Consider the following 20,219-nt stretch of genomic DNA (forward strand, 5'->3'; position numbering starts at 1 on the left):
AATGTTCCTTTCCACCGTTTTGAGCATCCTCGGCCTCGGCGTCATTGTCTACGTGCTCTTCACGCTGGCCGTCTACGCGCTGCCCTTTTTCGTCGCGATGACGGTCGGTCTCTATGTTTATGAGAGCGATGCAGGCGTCCTCGCGGCCATTGTCGCCGCGTTCTTGTCGGGCGCTGCGACGCTAATCCTGGGACAGATCGCCTTCGCCACGGTCCGATCTACGCCGATCAGGCTGGCAATCGGTGCGATCTACGCGATTCCAGCTGGCGTCGCCGGGTTCCACGCCATCAGGGGATTATCCGGGATCGGTAGCGCGGGTGAGAACTGGTCGCTGGCCTTTGGCAGCATCGGCGCCTTGGTCATCGGTATCACTGCCTGGGTGCGCGTTGCGGCACTGTCAGGACCGGAAGAAACGCCGCCTACGATAACGACAAAACGCGGTGAAAACCGCACGGCCAACGACGGACAAGATCTTGTGCGAGACCGGTGATATGCCGCGTGGTTGGGAAACCATGCGCAAAGCCATCGACGCATCACGGGATAGCTGACCGAGCTCAGTCACTCGGACCGTACGTCACCAGTTTCGGCCCTGTCCCGCGTCCGTTTTGACGACATGCAACAGCTGGCGCCGATTCGGGCAACGATCGGGACGACACCTGCGAGCGAGAACCCATGATTGGCCTGCCCGAAACGCTGCAATAAATCCTGATCTTACGACATCGCCTGTCTTCGCACGATCATCAGTGCCGGGGCCTTGCCGGTCACGACAGGCAGCCTTCATTTTCTCTCTAACGCTTCGACACCCACGCCCGTCACGGCCTCTCGTGGCTTGATCTGGCCGGGATCGGCTGATGCCTCGACCGTCTTGTCCGCAACGGCGCGCCCAGAACTTTCTTCCCCTGGGCTCACGCCCATTCCTCGCGGGCACAAGAAACTTCCGTCCGCGCCGTCCTCCACTGGCGTTTCGGGCCTGACGGCTGCGTCGGCGGATCGCCCCGGCCTTGCGATCACCATCGAGGCCGCGACGGGCGCGGGCTCGAAAACCTAAAGGAGAACTGAAAATGGCTACCATCGGCACCTTCAAGAAGTCCGGCAACGAATTCACCGGCGAAATCGTCACCCTCAACGTCCAGGCCAAGAACGTCCGTATCGTCCCGGAGACGAGCCAGACCAGCGAGAACGCTCCCAGCCACCGCGTCCTGGTCGGCCGCGCCGAGATCGGCGCCGCATGGACCAAACAGTCGAACGAGGGCCGCGATTATCTGGGCCTGAAGCTGGACGATCCGAGCTTCACCGCTCCGATCTACGCCAACCTCTTCGGCGATGAAGACGGCGAAGGCTACAGCCTCATCTGGTCCCGCCCCAACCGCCGCAACGGCGACTGAGCGATCGTCAGCAGATGGCCCTGCCCGGACTTGTCCGGGCAGGGCCATCTGCTGCGTTCCTACGTTTCTTCTTCGTCATTCAAAAGCTCAGCCGGCTTCACGTCGAGCGCCAGTGCGACATGCCAGAGCGTGACGATGGTTACGTTTTGTTGGCCCCGCTCCATCGCTGAGACATGGGCGCGATCCACGCCCATCTTTGCAGCCAATGCGCCCTGGCTGAGATCGCGTTTCATGCGATAAGTTCTGAGATTTCTTCCAAAAATTTCCTTGATATCCATCCGCACGATAAATGCGGATCGCGTATTTTGATGCGACGTATTATAATACGCGAGAGCCTGAACCTAACTCTGGCGGCTGACGGCGAACTTGCGATTGCAACCCACCGACAGTTGCGGGCGATATGGTTTCTGGTTCATTAATGTTAACGCTCGTGCGACAGGACAAACAATGACGACCACGCAAATGCCGATCGCCGATGCTCCGCCGGACGAGACGCGCCTGACGACATATGACCGCGATCACTTGAAGCTCTATATGCGCCTGCTGGACGCCGAGACTACCGGCGCGACGCTCGAAGAAGTGTCGTCCGTGCTGTTCGGAATAGACGCCACGGCGGAACCCGAACGTGCCCGGCGTGTGCACGATAGTCATCTCAGCCGTGCGCGCTGGATGACCGAACAGGGCTATCGCGAGATCCTCAAGCACGGCCTGCCATAGTTCGGCGCACTGGTGATGCGCAAACCGGATCACTCGATGCGCGTCTTCTCACTAGCCAAACTCAACTCCCGGCGGAATCATCCAACGTGACAAACGTCATCTGTTTGCGGGGGCTGTTCTGCAAGGAGGATGATCATGCCGAAAGACTGGCTCGACAATCGTGCTTACGATCATTTTGACGATCTCGACCTTTCGGGACTGGCCTGGGAATGTCTGAGGCGGAACGTGAGCTACCAATCGGACTACGCAGCAAGGAAGGGCGATGGCGCCTGCGCCGCCTGGGGCCTTCGATTTCGCCGTTGATCCGGAGCGTGATCCGCCCACAGCGCCCGTCTTCTGGAACCCCGCGGACGCCCCGGCGATTGTCAATCTGATCGCTCCCGCGCACCAACTCGATGGTAACGCCTCGAGTATCGGAACCCTTCCGGTCGTCGCAAGCGCGACCGATTCCGAGTACACCTGGCTCAAGCTCGACAACGGCGCTCAACTTGTCGCCAAGAGCTCCGCAGCCGACTCCAACTTCGGTATCGTCGTGCCGTTCGACGACGCCTGGACAGTCCATCTCGCTGCCGCCGATCGGCTCTACCGTCAGCTCCGTGGGCTGCCGGTTGGGCATCCGCTGACCCGCCAGCGACGCCAACGCCTGAAACACGCGCTCCGAACCGTCGACGGGCTGCGTCAGGGTGCGACCTACCGCATGATCGCCATCACTTATTACGGCGAACAACGTGTCAATGACGAGCCGTGGAAGACCAACGCGCTCAAGTCCCAAATCGCGCGCCTCGCTGCATACGGACGCAGTATGATTGACAAGGGGTATCGACGGCTTTTGCAGGGCAAACATCGATAGAGAACTGTGAACATCGCGAAGTTTTCGTTATGTTCTCGTCATGACACAGCCTTCTCAAAACCTCGATTCAAGCACCGTAAAGATACTCGGCCGGACGCGTCGCCTGCTAACCCACCAGCGCGCAGTCTTCGATCAGATATTTCACAGCGGTGGCGGCTATGTTCTCGACTTTTCCGACAGGACGATGGCCGAATGGTTCGAAGAGAGCTTCGGCCTCGACATCTTTCAGGCTCGGTTTCAGCTCGAGGGCACGAGCAAGGGCAAGACGCTGCGGGGTTTCGTCGAGGTTGCAGAACCGCGGCTCGTCGCCCAGGTTCTCCGAACGCTCTGGGCCTATAGGTGCGGCCTCTCCGACTATGTCGAACCCAAAGAAGCCGAGGAAGCCCGCCTGAAATCCTGGCTTGAGCAGTTTACGACCGAGCTGGAGAACGCATCCACGTTAAAGCTCGACGACGCGTTCAAGGACTTTTCTGGCGACACGACACTTCCCAAGCTCCGCGCTTCTATTGCGGCCGACCTCGTCGCCGAAATGCCCGACGTCGCGCTCGACCGCGTACATACCTACTGTGTCAAACGGTTCCGCGACCTGCTGTCATCGCGCAGGCAACCCGTCGATGCGAAGACGCCGCTGCACGCCATTTTCGGCGCTTATGGCAAGGTGCTGCGTGATGAAGGCGCCGTGAGCGCGTTCGCGCTGCCAACCCTGCGTGTCCAGCATAAGCTCTTCGAGGGGCTGAACGAGGCGCGCAACAAGCGGTCCTTCGCGCACGATAACGAGCTTCTCGCCGTCTCCGAGGCGCAATTCATTATCGACTGTGTGCTCGCCTCACTCGCTTTCATCGAGCGGTTGGAAGCGGAACGCCAGGCTCCGGCGGCTGATCCAGCCGACGAAATCCCGTTCTGATCAGCAGGCTGTCCTCGACTTTTTATATGCCCTTTGAGGGGTAGCGTTTTCCCTCTCCCGTCTTCGCCATCCCCCCTGACGGTATTTCTGCGCTTTCCTCGCCTCCGACAGCCCGCCGCAGGTCGCGGCCCGGCACAGCAACCGGAGGCGCTACCCCATGCCCGATCCCAATGCAGGCCTTCCGCCGCGCTATCTCAGAACCCCCGAAGCCGCTCGATTTCTCGGTCTTTCCGGCCGCACGCTGGAGAAACATCGCACTTACGGCACCGGCCCTAAATATTCCAAGATAGGTGGGCGCGTCGTCTATGCGGTCGAGGACCTGCAGGCCTGGGTCAGCCGGGGCGAGAAGAACTCGACGTCCGACGATACCGGCGACACCGTCTTGCCCGCCAAGCGGCACGCGGCAATCTCGCCCGCCTATAGCGACAAGCGCCGGTGAGCGGGATGCGCACCACCGTCGAACTCCTGTGGATCGAAGGACGGATCGAGCGCTGGATTCGCTTCGGTCATATCGTCCAGGAAACGATCAAGAGCCGCAGCCGCCGCACCGTCGGCTTCGATCCCGGCGCGGTCTTTGCCTTCGTCCGCTGGACGGCCAGTGACTACGGCACGGTCGAGAGCCGGATCGACATCTTGCGCGCCGTCATTCGAGGTGAGGCCTATGCAACCGTCCCCTGCGTTGCGCCCGGCGGCGAGAGCCTTCTGCATATCTCCGGCTGGCCGAAGGTCGAGGCGGTGCTCGCCGTCATCGACCGCATCGAAGCGCTCGGCATCGCGCCGGAGGACGTCTGCCCGGATCATTGGCGACATGTCCATCATCGGTTGACCGCCGGTCTGACACCGCGCCCTTACACGAAGGCACGGCACGCCGCCTGGCTCAAACGCCGGGAGATCGAGACATGACTCGTGCACGCCGAACACTCTCCTTCGCTGGTGTGGCGATCGGTCTGATCGGCGCTTCGGCGGCCGTGCGGAGTGATCCGATTCTCATCTGGAACGCATCGGCAAGCGTTCCTGTCGGCGTCTATTTCGTGACGCCGTTGCGCGATCCGCAGGTCGGTGACCTCGCCGTCGTACGCCCGCCCGAAGAATTGTCGAACTGGCTCGTCGCGCGCGGATATCTCGGTCATGACACACCTCTCCTGAAGCATATCGCCGGCCTTCCGGGTGCCGAAGTTTGCCGTTTCGGCATCACGATCACCATCGATGGCGCGAGTGTGGCGACGGCACAGACGGCTGATCGGCACGTTCGCCCATTGCCAGTCTGGAGCGGCTGCCGGGTGCTGCGCGAAGGCGAAGTTTTCTTCCTCAATAGACGCGAACCGGCCAGCCTCGACGGACGGTATTTCGGGCCGCTCGACACCGACACGATCATCGGTCGGGCGGTTCCGATCTGGACCCGGGAGGATTAAGCCATGTCTCTCCTTCCCCTTTCCGGCCGTCAGTCATCTGTCGCTCGCATGACGATGGTGCTGCTCACGATCGCCATCGCCGGCGCACCGATTCCCGCATCCGCGGAACCGCCGCATCGTATGACGGACGACCGACCCTCAGCAGTCCAACCGTCTTCGATCGACACCTTCATCGCCGAAGCGGCGGCGCGCTTCCGCATCCCGGAACGCTGGATACGCGTCGTCATGCAAGCCGAGAGCGTGGGCAATCGCCGTGCGGTCAGCCGCGCCGGCGCGATGGGTCTGATGCAGATCATGCCCGCGACCTGGGCCGAACTGCGTGCACGCCATGGGCTCGGTGACGACCCATTCGATTCACGCGACAACATCATGGCGGGCGCGGCCTATATCCGCGCCATGTATGATCGGTTCGGCGCGCCCGGCTTCCTCGCGGCGTATAATGCCGGTCCGGAACGCTATGCTCAGCACCTCGCCACCGGACGTCCGCTGCCGCGCGAAACGCGCGCCTATCTCCGGTCGCTGGCGCCGCTGATCGACACGTCCTTCGTATCGCCATCGCAAGGTGACGAACGGCCGAATACATCCGACTGGCGTGACGCGCCGCTATTCGTCGGGCTCCAGAACCGGGTAGACGAGTGATGATTGCGTGTTTCGCAGCGTGGCGCGTGCTGGCCTGCTCATTCGCAGTTTTGACGGGAGCGCATGTTGCGGAGGTGGCAACAACGAAGGGACGGCGAGATAAAAGGCGCGGCACCGATCCGCGCTATGTTGTTGTTGTTCTTGGAGTTTTTGCACGTCGCGCGGGGCCGCGCAGTGCCGCACTTAGCGCTTACGCCTTGATATCCAAGGTATTTTACCGTGCCACTCATCGATCTTGCAGGCATGAACTATGACCGGGCGCGACGATGACCTCCGTATCAAACCCGGCCGTATCCGCGACCGTGGGCCGTACGGACGCAAGGCGCAGAGCTTCGTCGGCCAGGTTATGCGTGCGACCAAAAAAGCCGGCCACACCGGCTATCGTTTCAACGGCGCAAGCCGCACCGGCTCGGGGTCGACCTTCGGGCGCGGGCGGTTCGCGGCGACCGCGCGCAGCCTCTCACGAACCCAGCGCCGTGTCATCGTCAAGGCGCGTGTCGTTCGCCATCGCGGGGCACGTTACCGCTCTGCGCCGCTCGCCAAGCACATCTCCTATCTGAAGCGCGACGGCGTCACACGGGACGGGCGCGACGCGACCATGTTCGACCGTGACGGTAACGCTGACGAACGCGCCTTCGCCGAACGCTGCGAGGACGACCGACACCACTTCCGCTTCATCGTCTCGCCGGAAGATGCGGGCTCCATGGAAGATCTGCACGCTTTCACCCGTGACCTCATGGATCGGGCCGAACGCGATCTCGGAACCGATCTCGATTGGGTCGCCGTCGATCATTGGAACACCGACAATCCCCATGTCCATGTTCTGCTTCGCGGCAAGACGGACCACGGTAAAGACCTCGTCATCTCGCGCGACTATATCGCACGCGGCTTTCGTGCCCGCGCCGAGGAACTGGTCGGGCTCGAACTGGGGCCACGCACCCAACATGAGATTGCGGCAAGCCTCGACACGGAGATCGACGCCGAGCACTGGACCGGACTTGATCGTGTCCTGCGCGCGCTCGCGGACGAGAGCGGCGGCATCGTCGATCTTCGACCTGGCGCGCCGGAACCATCCGATCCAGAACTGCGTCGGCGATTGATAGGACGTGCACAGACGCTGGAACGTCTCGGTCTCGCCGACAGGTTGGCGCCTGCCGTCTGGGAACTGAAACCCGGCATGGAACGCACACTGCGCGAACTCGGCGATCGGGGCGACATTATCAAAACCATGCACCGCGCTCTGGCGGACGGTCCCGCGCGATCGTTTTCGGACTTCGCGGTAGAGAGCACTCCGGCCGAACCGGTCCTTGGACGACTTGTCGATCGCGGGCTCCATGATGAACTGACGGGCGAAGCCTATGCCGTCATCGACGGCGTCGACGGGCGGGTCCATCACCTGCGCTTCCCCGACCTGGCCCGAACCGGCGATACACCCATCGGCGGGATCGTCGAGACGCGGAGTTGGACACCACGTGATGGCAGTACTGCACGACTGTCTCTGGTTGGCCGGTCCGATCTCTCGCTCGCCGCGCAGGTCGATGCCGATGGCGCGACCTGGCTCGATCGTCTGCAATTGGCGAAGGGCGGCGCGCCCTTGAGCGGGAACGGGTTCGGCTCGGAGGTGCACGATGCACTCGGACGGCGGGCCGAACATCTCGTCACCGAGGGCCTGGCGACGCGGCAAGGTCCGCGCGTCAAGTTTGCCCGCGACCTGTTGGCGACACTCCGCAAACGCGAACTGGATACCGCCGCGACGAAGCTTACCGCAGAGACTGGTCTTCCGCGCAGAATCACGAGCGAGGGTGAGGCTGTCATCGGCACCTATCGCCAGCGCCTCGATCTCGCCTCGGGCCGCTTCGCCATGATCGACGACGGGATGGGCTTCGAACTCGTGCCCTGGAAACCCCAACTCGAAAAGCATCTCGGCCAGACCGTCACCGGAACCATGACACCGGGCGGCGGCGTAGATTGGACTCTCGGCCGCAGGCGCAGTCTCGGAATCTGAAACAAAAAAAGATGAGCAAGACACCATGACGCAAGACCCCCGCCAGTCACCCGCCACCGCGATCCTCTGGGGCCAGATCATTATCGTGTCCGCCGTCGTGCTTCTCTTCGTCTGGGCGGCCACGCAGTGGACCGCCTGGCGACTCGGATTCCAGCCACAACTTGGCGCACCCATGACCGAACTCTTCGACTGGCCGATCTATCCGCCCTGGGATTTCTTCGTCTGGTGGTATTTCTACGACGCCTACGCGCCCCGCGTATTCGTCGAGGGCGCCATCATCGCCGGTTCCGGCGGGATCGCCGCGATCGGTGTCGCGATCTTCCTCTCGGTCTTGCGCGCCCGCGAGGCACGCGACGTCACCACTTACGGCTCGGCGAGATGGGCAGATCGCGACGACGTCACGGCCAGCGGATTGCTGTCACCTGACGGTGTCGTGCTCGGCCGCTTCGATGAGCGTTACCTCCGTCACGACGGTCCGGAACATGTGCTCTGCTTCGCGCCGACGCGATCCGGCAAAGGCGTCGGTCTGGTTGTGCCCTCGCTCCTGACCTGGCCGGGATCCGCCATCGTGCATGATATCAAGGGCGAGAACTGGCAGCTCACCGCCGGATGGCGGTCGCGTTACTCGCGCGTGTTGCTGTTCGATCCAACCGATCCGAACTCGTCCCGCTACAATCCGCTGCTGGAAGTCAGGCGCGGCGACGGCGAGGTGCGTGACGTCCAGAACGTCGCCGATATCCTCGTCGACCCCGAAGGTTTGCTTGAACGGCGGAATCACTGGGAGAAGACCAGCCATGCGCTGCTCGTCGGCGCGATCCTGCACGTGCTCTATGCGGAAGCCGACAAGACGCTCGCCGGCGTCGCCGCCTTTCTGTCCGATCCACGCCGACCGATCGCCGCGACCCTGACCGCCATGATGCGCACGCCACATCTGGGCGACCGGCCCCATCCTGTCGTCGCGCAGGCCGCGCGCGAACTCTTGAACAAATCCGAGAACGAACGCTCCGGCGTGCTATCGACCGCGATGAGTTTCCTCGGCCTCTATCGCGATCCTGTCGTCGCGAAAGTCACCAGCCGGTGCGATTGGCGCATCCGTGACTTGGTCGAACGCGCGCGGCCGACGACGCTCTACCTCGTCATCCCTCCCTCCGACATCTCGCGAACCAAACCTCTCGTCAGGCTGCTGCTCAATCAGATCGGCCGCAGACTGACAGAAGAATTGAACAGGCAAGGAAGACGGCACCGGCTGCTGCTGATGCTTGACGAGTTCCCGGCACTCGGAAGGTTGGATTTTTTCGAGAGCCAGCTCGCTTTCATGGCAGGCTACGGCCTTAAGGCGTTCCTGATTGCCCAGTCTCTGAACCAGATTGAGAAAGCCTACGGTCAGAACAACGCCATCCTCGACAACTGCCACGTCCGTGTCGCCTTCGCCACCAATGACGAGCGCACCGCAAAACGTGTTTCGGACGCACTCGGCACCGCCACCGAGATGCGGGCCATGAAGAACTATGCCGGCCACCGTCTCTCGCCCTGGCTTGGTCACCTGATGGTCTCGCGGCAGGAGACGGCCCGTCCGCTGCTCACGCCCGGCGAGATCATGCAGCTCCCGGCGGATGACGAGGTCGTGCTCATCTCCGGCGTACCGCCGATCCGGGCGAAGAAGGCGCGGTACTATTCGGACCCACAGTTCAAGCAACGGATCGTGGCGCCACCCAAGCCGAAATCCTCGAATGGAGAGGCAGGGATCGATTCCGACACAGACGATTGGAGTGATCGTCCGCCGATCGCAGCCCCGACGCAAACTTTCAACAATTCAAACAGCGATGAGGACAGCGACGGAGGTGTGCGCCGCGAACCCGATTTGCCTGAGCACGAAGCGATCGCGCCAGAAACAACGCAGGCGCGCGAAGAATTCGCCGCACTCGACGAGGATCCGGATGACGAGGCGCAGCGGGTCAAGGAACTGCAGAGCCGTTTTCGCGGCGTCGCGCGTCAGGCCGCGCTTGATCCCGATGACGGGATCGAGCTTTAGGAGGGACCGGAATGAAGAAGGATAGATTGAACGTTTATTTCGATCCGGCGCTTTCGCCGGAGCTGGATGCTCTTGCCGCACGTCGCAGAGTCTCCAAATCGGCTGTCGTCGAGGCGGCGCTGGCCTCCTACCTCTCGCCCGATGCCGTTGAGCAGAACGAGGCCGCAATCGTGCGTCGGCTGGACCGGATGACCCGTGCCATCGAACGGCTCGAGCGTGATGTGTCCGTCGGCAATGAGGCACTCGCACTCTTCGTCAAGTTCTGGCTGTCCACCACCTCACCGCTGCCGGACACCATGCGTGATGCCGCCCATGCCAAGGGGCGCGAACGCTACGAGGGATTCGTCGAGACACTCGGCCGGCGGCTGGCGAAGGGGAACACGCTGACGAAAGAGGTGTCGGAGGATATCGAGTGATTCGACCGATCCCCGTAGTGTCTCAACTAAGCGAGCTACCTTCGACAGCTCTGTCGACTTGACCGATCTTCTCATTCACCTGCCTTTGCCCGCCACAGCCCTACTACGCCCTCAACACTGTTGCCGCTGACCGAATAACGGTCTTCTTGATGCGCCTCGTAACCAATTGCGGGGCCGCGAATGACCGTCCAACCTTTCCAGACAGAAGCGATCCAGCGCGGCTCCCGCATGCTCCGTACGGCGCTCGGGCCACACGTCGCCACATGGCTTGAGGATCCCACCGTCGTCGAAGTCATGCTCAACCCGGACGGTCGACTCTGGGTGGATCGTCTCAGCGAAGGATTGTCGGACACGGGCGAGCGGCTTTCCGCCGCCGATGGTGAGCGGATCGTCCGGCTGGTCGCGCATCATGTCGGAGCCGAGGTTCATGCCGGAGCGCCGCGTGTCTCGGCGGAACTGCCCGGGACGGGAGAGCGGTTCGAGGGGTTGTTACCGCCTGTCGTTGCTGCACCAACCTTCGCGATCCGCAAACCCGCTGTCGCCGTCTTCACCCTCGACGACTATGTCAGCGCGAACACCATGGATGCGGACGCCGCCGAAGCGTTGCGCGAAGCAATCGCCATGCGCGCCAACATTCTCGTCGCTGGCGGCACATCGACCGGCAAGACCACGCTGACCAATGCGCTGCTCGCCGAAGTCGCCAAGAGTTCAGACCGCGTGGTGTTGATCGAGGACACCCACGAGCTTCAATGCCTGACGCCAAACCTCGTGGCACTGCGTACCAAGGACGGGGTCGCGACGCTGTCCGACCTCGTCCGCTCATCGCTGCGCCTGCGCCCAGACCGAATCCCCATCGGCGAGGTACGCGGCCCAGAAGCGCTCGATCTCCTGAAAGCCTGGGGCACCGGCCATCCCGGCGGTATCGGCACGATCCACGCCGGTACAGCGATCGGTGCCCTGCGCCGCCTCGAACAGCTGATCCAGGAAGCCGTCGTCACGGTGCCGCGCGCTCTCGTCGCCGAGACGATCGACATCATCGCCGTGCTCGCAGGCCGCGGACCCGACCGCCGGCTCGCGGAACTCGCGCGCGTCACCAGCCTTGACGCCACGGGCGACTACGCCCTCGAACCTGTTCTCAGCCAACCCAAAGGAGACCTATCGTGATCCGTCCATTACCCATCCACCCGCGCTGGCCGCAGATCGCCGGCGCTCTCGCCCTCGGCCTCGTCATAGCTGCAGATCCCGCCCATGCGGCCGGTTCCGGCATGCCTTGGGAAGCGCCGTTGCAATCCATCCTGGAATCGATTGAGGGGCCGGTCGCCAAGATCGTCGCCGTCATCATCATTATCATCACCGGCCTGACGCTCGCCTTCGGCGACACGTCCGGCGGGTTCCGGCGGCTTGTGCAGATCGTCTTCGGTCTCTCCATCGCATTTGCCGCGTCGAGCTTCTTCCTCTCCTTCTTCTCCTTCGGCGGCGGGGCGCTGGTGTGATGCGCGACGGCGACGACATTCCCGGTTTCTACGCGCCCGTCCATAGGGCGCTGAGCGAACCGATCCTGCTGGCCGGCGCACCACGCGCGGTCGCCATCGCCAACGGCACGCTTGCGGCCGCCATCGGATTGGGTCTGCGCTTGTGGATCGTCGGCATCCTCTTCTGGTTGATCGGCCATCTCCTCGCGGTCTGGGCCGCGAAGCGGGACGCTCAGATCGTCGACGTCGCGCGGCGCCACCTGCGTTACCCGACCTGGCTGGGGGTGTGAGACGATGATGCGGCTCGCCGAATATCGCTCCAAGACGGCCTTGCTCGCCGACTATCTGCCCTGGGCGGCACTGATAGATGAGGGCGTCGTGCTCAACAAGGACGGCAGCCTGCAGCGCACGGCGCGGTTTCGCGGTCCCGACCTCGATTCTGCGACCCCGGCAGAGCTGGTTGCGACGGCCGGCCGACTCAACAATGCGCTGAGACGACTTGGTTCCGGCTGGGCGGTCTTTGTCGAGGCGCAGCGCGTCCCGGCGCGCGCCTATCCGTTGTCCCAGTTCCCCGATCCCGTCTCCGCCCTGGTGGATGCGGAGCGGCGTGCGCAGTTTGAGGAAGCCGATTCGCACTTCGAGAGCCAGTATTTTCTGACGCTCGTCTGGATGCCGCCCGCCGAAGAGGCGAGCCGCGCCGGACGGTGGCTTTATGAGGGTGCGGCCGAGACCGGCGTCGATCCGCGCGAACATGTCGCAAGCTTCGTTTCACGCACCGACCGCCTGCTCGACCTCTTCGACGGCTTCATGCCCGAAGCGGCCTGGCTCTCCGATGCCGAGACGCTCACCTACCTCCATTCGGCGATCTCAGCGCGTCGCCAGCGCGTACACGTACCCGAAACGCCGATGCATCTCGATGCGCTGCTCGCGGACACCGCGCTCATCGGCGGCCTCGCACCTCGGCTTGGCGACGCCTACATCAAGACGCTCTCCATCGTGGGTTTCCCGACCGCGACCTGGCCCGGACTGCTCGACGAATTGAACGGCCAGGCCTTCGAATACCGCTGGGCGACGCGCGCCATCTGCCTTGACAAGACCGACGCCACGAAGCTCTTCACGCGTATCCGCCGCCAATGGTTCGCCAAGAGGAAGTCCGTCGCGGCGATCCTCAAGGAGGTGATGACCAACGAGACCTCGACACTTCTGGATTCCGACGCCGCCAACAAGGCGGCCGATGCCGACGAAGCACTGCAGGAACTCGGGACCGACATGGTGGGCGCCGCTTATGTCACCGCCACGATCACGGTCTGGGACGAGGACGAGCGCACCGCTGACGCGAAACTCAAGGCCGCGGAAAAGATCGTCCAGGGCCGCGATTTCACGGCTATCCCTGAGAGCCTCAACGCGATCGAGGCCTGGCTCGGCTCGCTGCCCGGTCACCTCTACGCCAATGTCCGCCAGCCGCCGATCTCGACACTCAACCTCGCCCACATGGTCCCGATTTCAGCTGTCTGGGCCGGGCCGGCGCGCAACGATCATCTGGACGGCCCGCCGCTCTTCTATGCCGAGACCGAGGGCGCGACCCCGTTCCGCTTCTCCAACCACGTCGGTGACGTCGGTCACTCACTGATCGTCGGACCGACCGGATCGGGCAAGTCGGTCCTGCTTGCGCTGATGGCCCTCCAGTTCCGCCGATACGAAGTAGCACAGATCTTCGCCTTCGACTTCGGTGGCTCGATCCGCTGCGCCACTATTGCAATGGGCGGAGACTGGGAGGATCTCGGTCTCGCCCTCTCCGAGGGCGAAGCCGCTGTCCAGCTCCAGCCTCTCGCGCGCATCGATGATGCGGCCGAACGCGCCTGGGCGCAGGATTGGTTGGCCGGACTGCTCGCCCGGGAGGGCGTTTCCATCGACCCGACCGCCCGCGACCATCTCTGGTCGACGCTGACCTCGCTCGCTTCCGCACCGGTCGAAGAGCGGACCCTGACCGGACTGTCTGCCTTGCTGCAATCGAATGAACTCAAACGCGCGCTCGCACCGTTCTGCCTCGGTGGTCCGTTCGGCCGTCTCCTCGACGCCGAACGAGAAGAACTCGGCACGGCCGATGTCCAGGCCTTCGAAACCGAGGGGCTGATCGGGTCTGCCGCAACGCCCGCCGTGCTCGCCTATCTGTTCCATCGTATCGAGGGACGGCTCGACGGGCGGCCCAGCCTCATCATCGTCGATGAAGGCTGGCTAGCGCTCGATGATCAGACCTTCGGCGGCCAGCTCCGCGAATGGCTGAAAACGCTCCGCAAGAAGAATGCGAGCGTGATCTTCGCCACCCAGTCGCTCGCCGACATCGACGGATCGAACATCGCACCGGCGATCGTCGAGAGCTGCCCGACGCGCATCTTCTTGCCTAACGAGCGCGCTTTCGAACCGCAGATCGCCGCCATCTATCGCCGCTTCGGGCTCAACGACCGCCAGATCGAGATCGTCGCCAGGGCGACATCCAAGCGCGACTACTACTGCCAGTCCCGGCGCGGCAACCGGCTCTTCGATCTGGGGCTCGGCGAGGTCGCGCTCGCCTTTACGGCCACTTCGTCGAAATTCGACCAGGCCGCCATAGCCGAGACGCTGGCCGAACACGGCCGCGCGGGTTTTGCCACCGCCTGGCTGAGACGCCGCGGTCTCGACTGGGCCGTCGAACTGCTCGGCGACACCATCACCCCGACAAGCCCCACCGAAACAAAGGAGAACACCTGATGACACGGTTTCGAAAACGCTCGCTCCCCGCACAGCTCTTGGCTGCGACTTTGCTCGCCACGCCCATTGCCCTTGGCCCGATGATGGCCCAGCCCGCGCACGCCCTGTTCGGCCGGATCGTCTACGATCCGACCAACCACGCCCAGAACATCCTGCAGGCCGCCCGCGCCCTGGAGCAGATCAACAACCAGATCACCCAGCTCCAGAATCAGGCGCAGATGCTGATGAATCAGGCGCGCAATCTCGCGAGCCTGCCATACTCGTCGCTCGCCGAATTACAGGCTTCGGTGCAACGCACACAGCAGCTCCTGAATGAGGCGCAGCGCGTCGCCCACGATGTCGCCGACATTGAGCGCGCCTTTACTGAGCAATATGGGACGGCCGCCGCGTCCGGAAATTTCGACGCGATGGTCGGCAATGCACGCGAGCGGTGGGAGAATTCTGTCGCCGGCTTCGAGGATGCGCTCCGCGTCCAGGCCGGCGTCGTTGGCAACATCGAGGGCGCCCGCTCGCAGATGCAGGCGCTCGTCGCCCGCAGCCAGGGCGCGACCGGCGCCCTGCAGGCGGCGCAGGCGGGCAACCAGTTGCTGGCGCTACAGTCGAGCCAGATCGCGGATCTCACCGCCGCCATCGCCGCCTCAAACCGAGCCCAGGCTCTGGAGGCCGCGCGCGTTGCCTCAGCCGAAGCACAGGCGCGCGAGAACCTCAACCGCTTCCTCGACTATGGCAGCGGCTACCGTCCGACGACCGTGCGCATGTTCAGCAACTGACCATGGTGACCGGTCCCGACCATATCCTGCGGCTCATCGCATTCAGCCTCGGTGGCCTCGCGGCGCTTGCCGCCACCTTCGAGTTCCGTGACGCCGTCGTCCCGGAGCAGATGCCTGTTTCGGTGTCTGATCCGGCCGACGATCCGCTGCGCGCCACGCTCCGGCGGTGCCGCACGCTCGCCATGGAGGAGGTCGAGACCGACACTGTCTGCCGCGAGGCCTGGGCCGAGAACCGCCGGCGCTTCTTCGCGCCCGGCGGTTCCAGGTCTGGCCGGGAGGAGGAATAGACCATGGGTGGCGTCGGCGTTATCGATCGATTCCTGGACGTCTTCACCCGCTATATCGATAGCGGCTTCGGATTGCTCGGCGGCGACGTCGCCTTCCTCGCGACCACACTCATCGCCATCGACGTCACGCTGGCCGCGCTCTTCTGGGCCTGGGGCGCGGATGACGACATCATCGCGCGGCTCGTCAAGAAGACGCTCTTCGTCGGCATCTTCGCCTACATCATCGGCAACTGGAACCAGCTCGCCCGTATCGTCTTCGAGAGTTTTGCGGGGCTGGGGCTAGTCGCCTCCGGTGGATCGCTGAGTGCCGGTGAGCTTTTGCAGCCAGGTCGCATCGCCGAGGTCGGGCTCGAGGCCGGACGGCCGCTGCTTGAGTCCGTGGGCGACCTCATGGGCTTCGTCTCCTTCTTCGACAATTTCATCCAGATCACGATCTTGCTCTTCGCCTGGGTGATCGTGCTGCTCTCCTTCTTCATCCTCGCCATCCAGCTCTTCGTCACGCTGATCGAGTTCAAGCTGGCGACGCTTGCGGGTTTCATTCTCGTGCCCTTCGGGCTCTTCAACAAGACCGCGTTCATGGCCGAACGCGTGCTCGGCCTCGTCATCTCGTCCGGTGTCAAGGTGTTGGTGCTCGCCGTCATCGTCGGCATCGGCTCGACCATCTTCGGCACCTTCACCGCGGGCTTTACCGGCGAGCCGACGATCGAGGACGCCATGGCCATCGTGCTCGCGGCGCTCTCGCTGCTCGCGCTCGGCATTTTCGGTCCGGGTATCGCCAACGGCATCGTCTCCGGCGGGCCTCAACTCGGTGCGGGCGCAGCAGTCGGCACAGGCCTCGCCGCCGGCGGCATGGTTGTCGGTGGTCTGGCGGGCGGCAAGATGGCCGCGTCCGCAGTCGGCGCAGGCGCACGCGGCGCCGCTTCGATCGCGGGCGGCGCGTCTACCGCCTACAAGATCGGACATACGACCGCAGGTGGCGGTGCGGCAGGCGTCGCCGGTGGAATGGCTAGTGTTGGCAAGGCCGGCATGAGCACCGCGGCAAGTCCACTCCGGCGCATGGGCCAGTCCATGAAGGACAGCTATCAGTCCGGATCGCGCGCGGCCTTTAGCGCGACCGGCGGCTCGGTCACTGGTGGCGCAGCGGCATCCACGCCTGCCAATGACGGCCCACCCGTCTGGGCGCACAAACTCAAGCGTCAGCAATCCCTCCACCACGGCGTCGCCACGACCGCCCATGTGATCCGATCCGGAGACCATGGCGGCGGCGGGACGTCGGTCAGCCTATCGGAGAAACCATGAGACTCTTCAAACGCCCCAGCGTGCACTATGGGAAGACACCGAAACCAGTCACCCCCTACCAGAAGGCGGCCCAGGTCTGGGACGAACGCATCGGCTCAGCCCGCGTTCAGGCGAGGAACTGGCGACTGATGGCCTTCGGTTGCCTGCTGATGACCGGCGGGCTTGGCGCGGCGCTCGTCTGGCAATCCACGCAGGGCACGATCGTCCCCTATGTCGTGGAAGTCGACCGTCTCGGCGCCGCGCAGGCCGTAGCACCCGCCGCTGCAGACTATCGGCCAACCGATCCGCAGATCGCCTTCCACCTCGCGCGCTTCGTCGAGAATGTCCGGCAGGTGCCAGCAGACCCGATCGTGCTGCGCGAGAACTGGCTCAGGGCATATGACTTCGCCACCGATCGCGGCGCGCTCGCGCTCAATGACTATGCCCGCGTCAACGATCCCTTCGCCAAGGTCGGCGAAACTCAGGTCGCCGTCGAAATCTCCAGCGTGATCCGGGCATCGGAAAACAGCTTCCGCGTCGCCTGGGTCGAACGTCGCTATGCCAACAGTCAGCTCGCAGCGACCGAGCGCTGGACGGCGATCCTGACCGTGGCCCTCCAGCCGCCCCGTACAGCTGAACGCCTCAGGAAAAACCCCCTCGGCGTCTTCGTTCATGCCATCAACTGGTCGCGGGAGATGCCAGAATGAACCCCAGAACCCTGACCCTCCCGCTTGCCATTCTCATGGGCTTGTCTCTCGCGGGCTGCGCCACCTTCCGACCGCCTGAGATCACCTACGACGAGGACGTGCCGTCACTGCCCGCGCCGCCGCCTCCGGTCGTCGAACAGCCGCCGCGACCGGTCCATACGCCGCCCGCCTGGACGCCCTCGCGTGGCGGCGAGAACGCGCGGACGCCCGAAGCTCGTGTCATCAATGCAAACGCCGCAGCCCGCGTCGAACCGCGCCGCGAGGGTTACTACAACGCCATTCAGATCTTCCCATGGAGCGAGGGCGCGCTCTATCAGGTCTACGCCGCCCCGGGACAGATCACCGACATCGCTCTGGAGCCCGGCGAACGGCTGATCGGCGAGGGTCCGATTGCCGCCGGCGATACCGCCCGCTGGATCATCGGCGACACCCGCAGCGGCAGCGGGCGCACCGAGCGCGTCCATATCCTGGTCAAGCCGACCCGGCCCGAGATCACCACCAATCTCGTCATCAACACCGACCGGCGCACCTATCTCGTCGAGCTGCGTTCGGACGAGGAAACCTACATGCCATCCGTTGCCTGGGCCTATCCGCGCGTCGCAGGTGTGACCTGGCCACCGGCGGTGACCCGGCCCGAAATCCCCTCGACCGCCCAGCGGCGTTATCGATACGCTATCGAGGGTGACAGGCCGCCCTGGCGACCGAGATCCGTGTTCGATGACGGCCGCCGGGTCTATATCGTTTTCCCGCGCGGGATCGTGCAGGGCGACATGCCGCCGCTCTTCGTCATCGGCGCCGATGGCGGGACTGAGATCGCCAACACCCGCGTCCACCGCAACGTGCTCATCGTCGACCGGCTGTTCGCCGCGGCCGAACTGCGCCTCGGTGGCAGGAACCAGCAAACGGTCCGCATCGTTCGCACAGATGGCGAGCGACGCAGGCCAGCTCCGCCTCGGCGTCAAAACGGAGAGTCCAGATGACAGATGAACCCCAGCCCGGCCGGGCCGAACATGATCAGACAGAGAATCCTCGTTCGGAACGCGATATCGCCGAGGAACTCCGGCTCCGCGCCGACCCACCTCGCGTCATGCGCTTGTCCCGCAAGGCTATCACCGTTCTCGCCACCGGCGGCGGGCTTGGGCTCGCCGCGATCCTCATCTTCGCGCTCCAGGACCGTGGAGCAATCGACGGACCGGACGAACTGTTCTCGACCGAGCGTGTCCAGGAAGCCGAAGGACTGACCCGGCTCCCACGTGACTACGGCAGTATCCCGCAACTCGGTCCGCCGCTACCTGGCGAACTCGGCCGCCCGATCTTGAGCGCCCGGGAACGCGGCCAGCCCGTGCCTGCCGTCCCCGCCACTGGCCCAGCGGTCGATCCCGAAGAGCAGCGGCGGCTTCAGGAGCAGGAGGCGGCCCGCCTCAGCCAGCTGTTCGCCGAGGCGAACACGGTCGCACGTGGGAATACCCGCCCGCCCAGTGCAACTGTGCCCGCGAGCAACGGTAATCTCTTTCCCGTCTCGGCCGAAACCGCACCGCACGACGCGGCCGACAGGCACGAAGCGTTCTTGGGGCGCGATGTCGATCGGCGCACGATGAGCGCTGACCGTCTGACAAGTCCGCCGAGCCCCTATGTCATCCAGGCCGGCACCGTGATCCCGGCCGCACTCATCACCGGATTGCGCTCAGACTTGCCCGGACAGGTCACCGCCCAGGTTACGTCCCACGTCTATGACAGTCCGAGTGGGCGTTATCTCTTGATCCCGCAGGGCTCACGCCTCCTCGGCGAATACGATAGCCGCGTCGACTTTGGTCAACGGCGTGCGCTGTTGGTCTGGACGCGATTGATCCTGCCAGACGGACGCTCCATCGTCCTCGAACGCCAGCCGGGCGCCGACCCGGCCGGCTATGCGGGGCTCGAGGATCGTGTTGATCACCACTGGGGCCGATTGTTTCTCGCCGCGGGCCTCGCGACAGTTCTCAACATCGGTGCGGAATTGGGCGCTGATGATGACAGCGACATCGCCCGTGCCATACGGGAAGGGTCGCAGGACACGATCGGTCGCGCCGGTGACGAGATCGTGCGCCGTCAACTCGCCGTGCCGCCGACACTGACCATCCGTCCGGGTTTCCCAGTCCGCGTCGTCGTCACCCGCGACCTCATTCTCGAACCGCAAAGAGGCTATCAATGACCAAGCTGAAACTCGGCCCGCTCGCCGACGACAAACCCGTGAAGGTAGCCATCGAACTCCCAGCATCCGTCCACCGCGATCTCATCGCCTACGCGGAAGTCTTGGGGCGCGAAACCGTACAGCCGGTGCAGGAACCGGCGAAGCTCATCGTACCGATGATCGAGCGGTTCATGGCGACCGATCGCGGATTTGCCAAGGCTAGGAAGGAACAGCGTGCGTCCTCGCGTGCACCCGGACAAGACTCGGGAGCCGCCTGATAGCGGAGTTGTCGTTCTCGGGACGAGAAATCAGTGATAACTGGATACATTCAAAGCGTTGTCGAACGAAAAATGAAACAAAGTTTGGATATTCAACACCCCGCCAATGGTTGGCGACAATGCTTGACCTGCTCCCCTGAAAGTTCCTC

The 20,219-nt window shown here is 63.9% G+C and carries 25 protein-coding genes; 24 read left to right on the plus strand and 1 reads right to left on the minus strand.

All coding sequences use genetic code 11. The features are described 5' to 3' along the window. Position 1: 1 nt before the first annotated feature. Together KCG44_RS03685 and KCG44_RS03690 are read left to right on the plus strand one after the other, a co-directional pair. A complete protein-coding gene (locus tag KCG44_RS03685; protein WP_218444277.1) occupies positions 2-490 on the plus strand; it encodes a hypothetical protein in 489 nt (162 codons plus the stop codon). A 571-nt stretch (positions 491-1,061) separates the two neighbouring features. Then, a complete protein-coding gene (locus KCG44_RS03690; protein ID WP_218444278.1) occupies positions 1,062-1,385 on the plus strand; it encodes a DUF736 domain-containing protein in 324 nt (107 codons plus the stop codon). Positions 1,386-1,444: 59 nt separating this feature from the next. On the opposite strand, the gene KCG44_RS03695 is transcribed toward KCG44_RS03690, so the two are convergent. Further along, positions 1,445-1,663 (minus strand): helix-turn-helix domain-containing protein, encoded by a 219-nt coding sequence (locus KCG44_RS03695; protein WP_171173666.1) that lies wholly within the window; start codon positions 1,661-1,663, stop codon positions 1,445-1,447. A gap of 169 nt (positions 1,664-1,832) precedes the next feature. On the opposite strand from KCG44_RS03695, the gene KCG44_RS03700 reads away from it, so the two are divergent. From KCG44_RS03700 to KCG44_RS03800, 22 genes are all read left to right on the plus strand, one after another. Continuing rightward, positions 1,833-2,102 carry a DNA -binding domain-containing protein gene (locus KCG44_RS03700; protein ID WP_218444279.1) on the plus strand — a complete coding sequence of 90 codons (270 nt, stop codon included), beginning with the start codon at positions 1,833-1,835 and terminating at the stop codon, positions 2,100-2,102. Positions 2,103-2,237: 135 nt separating this feature from the next. Continuing rightward, on the plus strand, positions 2,238-2,405 hold the full coding sequence (locus tag KCG44_RS14510) for a transcriptional regulator domain-containing protein (protein WP_299864030.1): 168 nt from the start codon (positions 2,238-2,240) through the stop codon (positions 2,403-2,405). After that, positions 2,365-2,952 (plus strand): DUF2285 domain-containing protein, encoded by a 588-nt coding sequence (locus KCG44_RS03705; protein ID WP_218444280.1) that lies wholly within the window; start codon positions 2,365-2,367, stop codon positions 2,950-2,952. The genes KCG44_RS14510 and KCG44_RS03705 overlap by 41 nt, the downstream gene beginning before the upstream one ends. 184 nt (positions 2,953-3,136) lie before the next feature. Continuing rightward, positions 3,137-3,856 carry an abortive infection family protein gene (locus tag KCG44_RS03710; RefSeq protein WP_218444281.1) on the plus strand — a complete coding sequence of 240 codons (720 nt, stop codon included), beginning with the start codon at positions 3,137-3,139 and terminating at the stop codon, positions 3,854-3,856. A 157-nt stretch (positions 3,857-4,013) separates the two neighbouring features. Beyond that, the gene (locus tag KCG44_RS03715) at positions 4,014-4,295 is read left to right on the plus strand and encodes a helix-turn-helix transcriptional regulator (RefSeq protein WP_218444283.1); all 282 of its coding nucleotides are present in this window, start codon (positions 4,014-4,016) and stop codon (positions 4,293-4,295) included. A gap of 5 nt (positions 4,296-4,300) precedes the next feature. Beyond that, on the plus strand, positions 4,301-4,759 hold the full coding sequence (locus KCG44_RS03720) for a DUF2840 domain-containing protein (RefSeq protein WP_218444284.1): 459 nt from the start codon (positions 4,301-4,303) through the stop codon (positions 4,757-4,759). Beyond that, positions 4,756-5,268, plus strand: coding sequence for a S26 family signal peptidase (locus KCG44_RS03725; RefSeq protein ID WP_218444285.1), 513 nt, complete (start codon positions 4,756-4,758; stop codon positions 5,266-5,268). Before KCG44_RS03720 ends, KCG44_RS03725 begins: the two co-directional genes overlap by 4 nt. Before the next feature lie 3 nt (positions 5,269-5,271). Beyond that, positions 5,272-5,907, plus strand: coding sequence for a lytic transglycosylase domain-containing protein (locus KCG44_RS03730; RefSeq protein ID WP_255536289.1), 636 nt, complete (start codon positions 5,272-5,274; stop codon positions 5,905-5,907). A gap of 250 nt (positions 5,908-6,157) precedes the next feature. Further along, on the plus strand, positions 6,158-7,912 hold the full coding sequence (locus KCG44_RS03735; RefSeq protein WP_218444286.1) for a relaxase/mobilization nuclease domain-containing protein: 1,755 nt from the start codon (positions 6,158-6,160) through the stop codon (positions 7,910-7,912). Positions 7,913-7,937: 25 nt separating this feature from the next. Then, a complete protein-coding gene (locus KCG44_RS03740; protein WP_218444287.1) occupies positions 7,938-9,944 on the plus strand; it encodes a conjugal transfer protein TraG in 2,007 nt (668 codons plus the stop codon). 11 nt (positions 9,945-9,955) lie between these two features. Continuing rightward, positions 9,956-10,360, plus strand: a complete 405-nt coding sequence (locus KCG44_RS03745; protein ID WP_218444288.1) for a ribbon-helix-helix domain-containing protein — start codon at positions 9,956-9,958, stop codon at positions 10,358-10,360. Positions 10,361-10,540: 180 nt separating this feature from the next. Continuing rightward, entirely contained in the window at positions 10,541-11,524 is a 984-nt protein-coding gene (gene trbB / locus KCG44_RS03750; protein ID WP_218444289.1) for a P-type conjugative transfer ATPase TrbB, read from the plus strand. Positions 11,525-11,559: 35 nt separating this feature from the next. Further along, entirely contained in the window at positions 11,560-11,853 is a 294-nt protein-coding gene (locus tag KCG44_RS03755) for a TrbC/VirB2 family type IV secretion system protein (RefSeq protein WP_292900118.1), read from the plus strand. Further along, entirely contained in the window at positions 11,853-12,122 is a 270-nt protein-coding gene (locus KCG44_RS03760; RefSeq protein ID WP_218444291.1) for a VirB3 family type IV secretion system protein, read from the plus strand. The genes KCG44_RS03755 and KCG44_RS03760 overlap by 1 nt, the downstream gene beginning before the upstream one ends. A 4-nt stretch (positions 12,123-12,126) precedes the next feature. After that, positions 12,127-14,580 (plus strand): conjugal transfer protein TrbE, encoded by a 2,454-nt coding sequence (trbE, locus tag KCG44_RS03765; protein WP_218444292.1) that lies wholly within the window; start codon positions 12,127-12,129, stop codon positions 14,578-14,580. Further along, complete coding sequence (trbJ, locus tag KCG44_RS03770) at positions 14,580-15,350, plus strand: P-type conjugative transfer protein TrbJ (protein ID WP_218444293.1); 771 nt, start codon at positions 14,580-14,582, stop codon at positions 15,348-15,350. The genes trbE and trbJ overlap by 1 nt, the downstream gene beginning before the upstream one ends. Positions 15,351-15,352: 2 nt before the next feature. Then, positions 15,353-15,637, plus strand: a complete 285-nt coding sequence (gene trbK-alt, locus KCG44_RS03775; protein WP_218444294.1) for a putative entry exclusion protein TrbK-alt — start codon at positions 15,353-15,355, stop codon at positions 15,635-15,637. A gap of 3 nt (positions 15,638-15,640) precedes the next feature. Next, positions 15,641-16,936 carry a P-type conjugative transfer protein TrbL gene (trbL, locus tag KCG44_RS03780; protein ID WP_218444295.1) on the plus strand — a complete coding sequence of 432 codons (1,296 nt, stop codon included), beginning with the start codon at positions 15,641-15,643 and terminating at the stop codon, positions 16,934-16,936. Then, complete coding sequence (gene trbF / locus KCG44_RS03785) at positions 16,933-17,622, plus strand: conjugal transfer protein TrbF (RefSeq protein ID WP_218444297.1); 690 nt, start codon at positions 16,933-16,935, stop codon at positions 17,620-17,622. Before trbL ends, trbF begins: the two co-directional genes overlap by 4 nt. Next, positions 17,619-18,602, plus strand: a complete 984-nt coding sequence (trbG, locus tag KCG44_RS03790; protein WP_218444298.1) for a P-type conjugative transfer protein TrbG — start codon at positions 17,619-17,621, stop codon at positions 18,600-18,602. The genes trbF and trbG overlap by 4 nt, the downstream gene beginning before the upstream one ends. Beyond that, positions 18,599-19,813 carry a TraB/TrbI/VirB10 family type IV secretion system protein gene (locus tag KCG44_RS03795; protein WP_218444299.1) on the plus strand — a complete coding sequence of 405 codons (1,215 nt, stop codon included), beginning with the start codon at positions 18,599-18,601 and terminating at the stop codon, positions 19,811-19,813. The genes trbG and KCG44_RS03795 overlap by 4 nt, the downstream gene beginning before the upstream one ends. After that, on the plus strand, positions 19,810-20,070 hold the full coding sequence (locus KCG44_RS03800) for a DUF2274 domain-containing protein (RefSeq protein ID WP_218444300.1): 261 nt from the start codon (positions 19,810-19,812) through the stop codon (positions 20,068-20,070). The genes KCG44_RS03795 and KCG44_RS03800 overlap by 4 nt, the downstream gene beginning before the upstream one ends. Positions 20,071-20,219: the final 149 nt, after the last annotated feature.

The sequence above is a fragment of the Pacificimonas pallii genome (genome assembly GCF_019204005.1).
Classification (GTDB): Bacteria; Pseudomonadota; Alphaproteobacteria; order Sphingomonadales; family Sphingomonadaceae; genus Pacificimonas; species Pacificimonas pallii.

What these genes read in the sequence shown, in the direction of transcription:
- KCG44_RS03730 (WP_255536289.1), top strand. Translation starts at nt 5,272, where the DNA reads ATGTCTCTCCTTCCCCTTTCCGGCCGTCAGTCATCTGTCGCTCGCATG.
- trbK-alt (WP_218444294.1), top strand. Translation starts at nt 15,353, where the DNA reads ATGGTGACCGGTCCCGACCATATCCTGCGGCTCATCGCATTCAGCCTC.
- KCG44_RS03700 (WP_218444279.1), top strand. Translation starts at nt 1,833, where the DNA reads ATGACGACCACGCAAATGCCGATCGCCGATGCTCCGCCGGACGAGACG.
- KCG44_RS03720 (WP_218444284.1), top strand. Translation starts at nt 4,301, where the DNA reads ATGCGCACCACCGTCGAACTCCTGTGGATCGAAGGACGGATCGAGCGC.
- trbJ (WP_218444293.1), top strand. Translation starts at nt 14,580, where the DNA reads ATGACACGGTTTCGAAAACGCTCGCTCCCCGCACAGCTCTTGGCTGCG.
- KCG44_RS03740 (WP_218444287.1), top strand. Translation starts at nt 7,938, where the DNA reads ATGACGCAAGACCCCCGCCAGTCACCCGCCACCGCGATCCTCTGGGGC.
- KCG44_RS03760 (WP_218444291.1), top strand. Translation starts at nt 11,853, where the DNA reads ATGCGCGACGGCGACGACATTCCCGGTTTCTACGCGCCCGTCCATAGG.
- KCG44_RS03695 (WP_171173666.1), bottom strand. Translation starts at nt 1,663, where the DNA reads ATGGATATCAAGGAAATTTTTGGAAGAAATCTCAGAACTTATCGCATG.
- KCG44_RS03800 (WP_218444300.1), top strand. Translation starts at nt 19,810, where the DNA reads ATGACCAAGCTGAAACTCGGCCCGCTCGCCGACGACAAACCCGTGAAG.
- KCG44_RS03690 (WP_218444278.1), top strand. Translation starts at nt 1,062, where the DNA reads ATGGCTACCATCGGCACCTTCAAGAAGTCCGGCAACGAATTCACCGGC.
- KCG44_RS03685 (WP_218444277.1), top strand. Translation starts at nt 2, where the DNA reads ATGTTCCTTTCCACCGTTTTGAGCATCCTCGGCCTCGGCGTCATTGTC.
- trbL (WP_218444295.1), top strand. Translation starts at nt 15,641, where the DNA reads ATGGGTGGCGTCGGCGTTATCGATCGATTCCTGGACGTCTTCACCCGC.
- trbF (WP_218444297.1), top strand. Translation starts at nt 16,933, where the DNA reads ATGAGACTCTTCAAACGCCCCAGCGTGCACTATGGGAAGACACCGAAA.
- KCG44_RS03735 (WP_218444286.1), top strand. Translation starts at nt 6,158, where the DNA reads ATGACCGGGCGCGACGATGACCTCCGTATCAAACCCGGCCGTATCCGC.
- trbG (WP_218444298.1), top strand. Translation starts at nt 17,619, where the DNA reads ATGAACCCCAGAACCCTGACCCTCCCGCTTGCCATTCTCATGGGCTTG.
- KCG44_RS03795 (WP_218444299.1), top strand. Translation starts at nt 18,599, where the DNA reads ATGACAGATGAACCCCAGCCCGGCCGGGCCGAACATGATCAGACAGAG.
- trbB (WP_218444289.1), top strand. Translation starts at nt 10,541, where the DNA reads ATGACCGTCCAACCTTTCCAGACAGAAGCGATCCAGCGCGGCTCCCGC.
- KCG44_RS03725 (WP_218444285.1), top strand. Translation starts at nt 4,756, where the DNA reads ATGACTCGTGCACGCCGAACACTCTCCTTCGCTGGTGTGGCGATCGGT.
- KCG44_RS14510 (WP_299864030.1), top strand. Translation starts at nt 2,238, where the DNA reads ATGCCGAAAGACTGGCTCGACAATCGTGCTTACGATCATTTTGACGAT.
- KCG44_RS03745 (WP_218444288.1), top strand. Translation starts at nt 9,956, where the DNA reads ATGAAGAAGGATAGATTGAACGTTTATTTCGATCCGGCGCTTTCGCCG.
- trbE (WP_218444292.1), top strand. Translation starts at nt 12,127, where the DNA reads ATGATGCGGCTCGCCGAATATCGCTCCAAGACGGCCTTGCTCGCCGAC.
- KCG44_RS03710 (WP_218444281.1), top strand. Translation starts at nt 3,137, where the DNA reads ATGGCCGAATGGTTCGAAGAGAGCTTCGGCCTCGACATCTTTCAGGCT.
- KCG44_RS03715 (WP_218444283.1), top strand. Translation starts at nt 4,014, where the DNA reads ATGCCCGATCCCAATGCAGGCCTTCCGCCGCGCTATCTCAGAACCCCC.
- KCG44_RS03705 (WP_218444280.1), top strand. Translation starts at nt 2,365, where the DNA reads ATGGCGCCTGCGCCGCCTGGGGCCTTCGATTTCGCCGTTGATCCGGAG.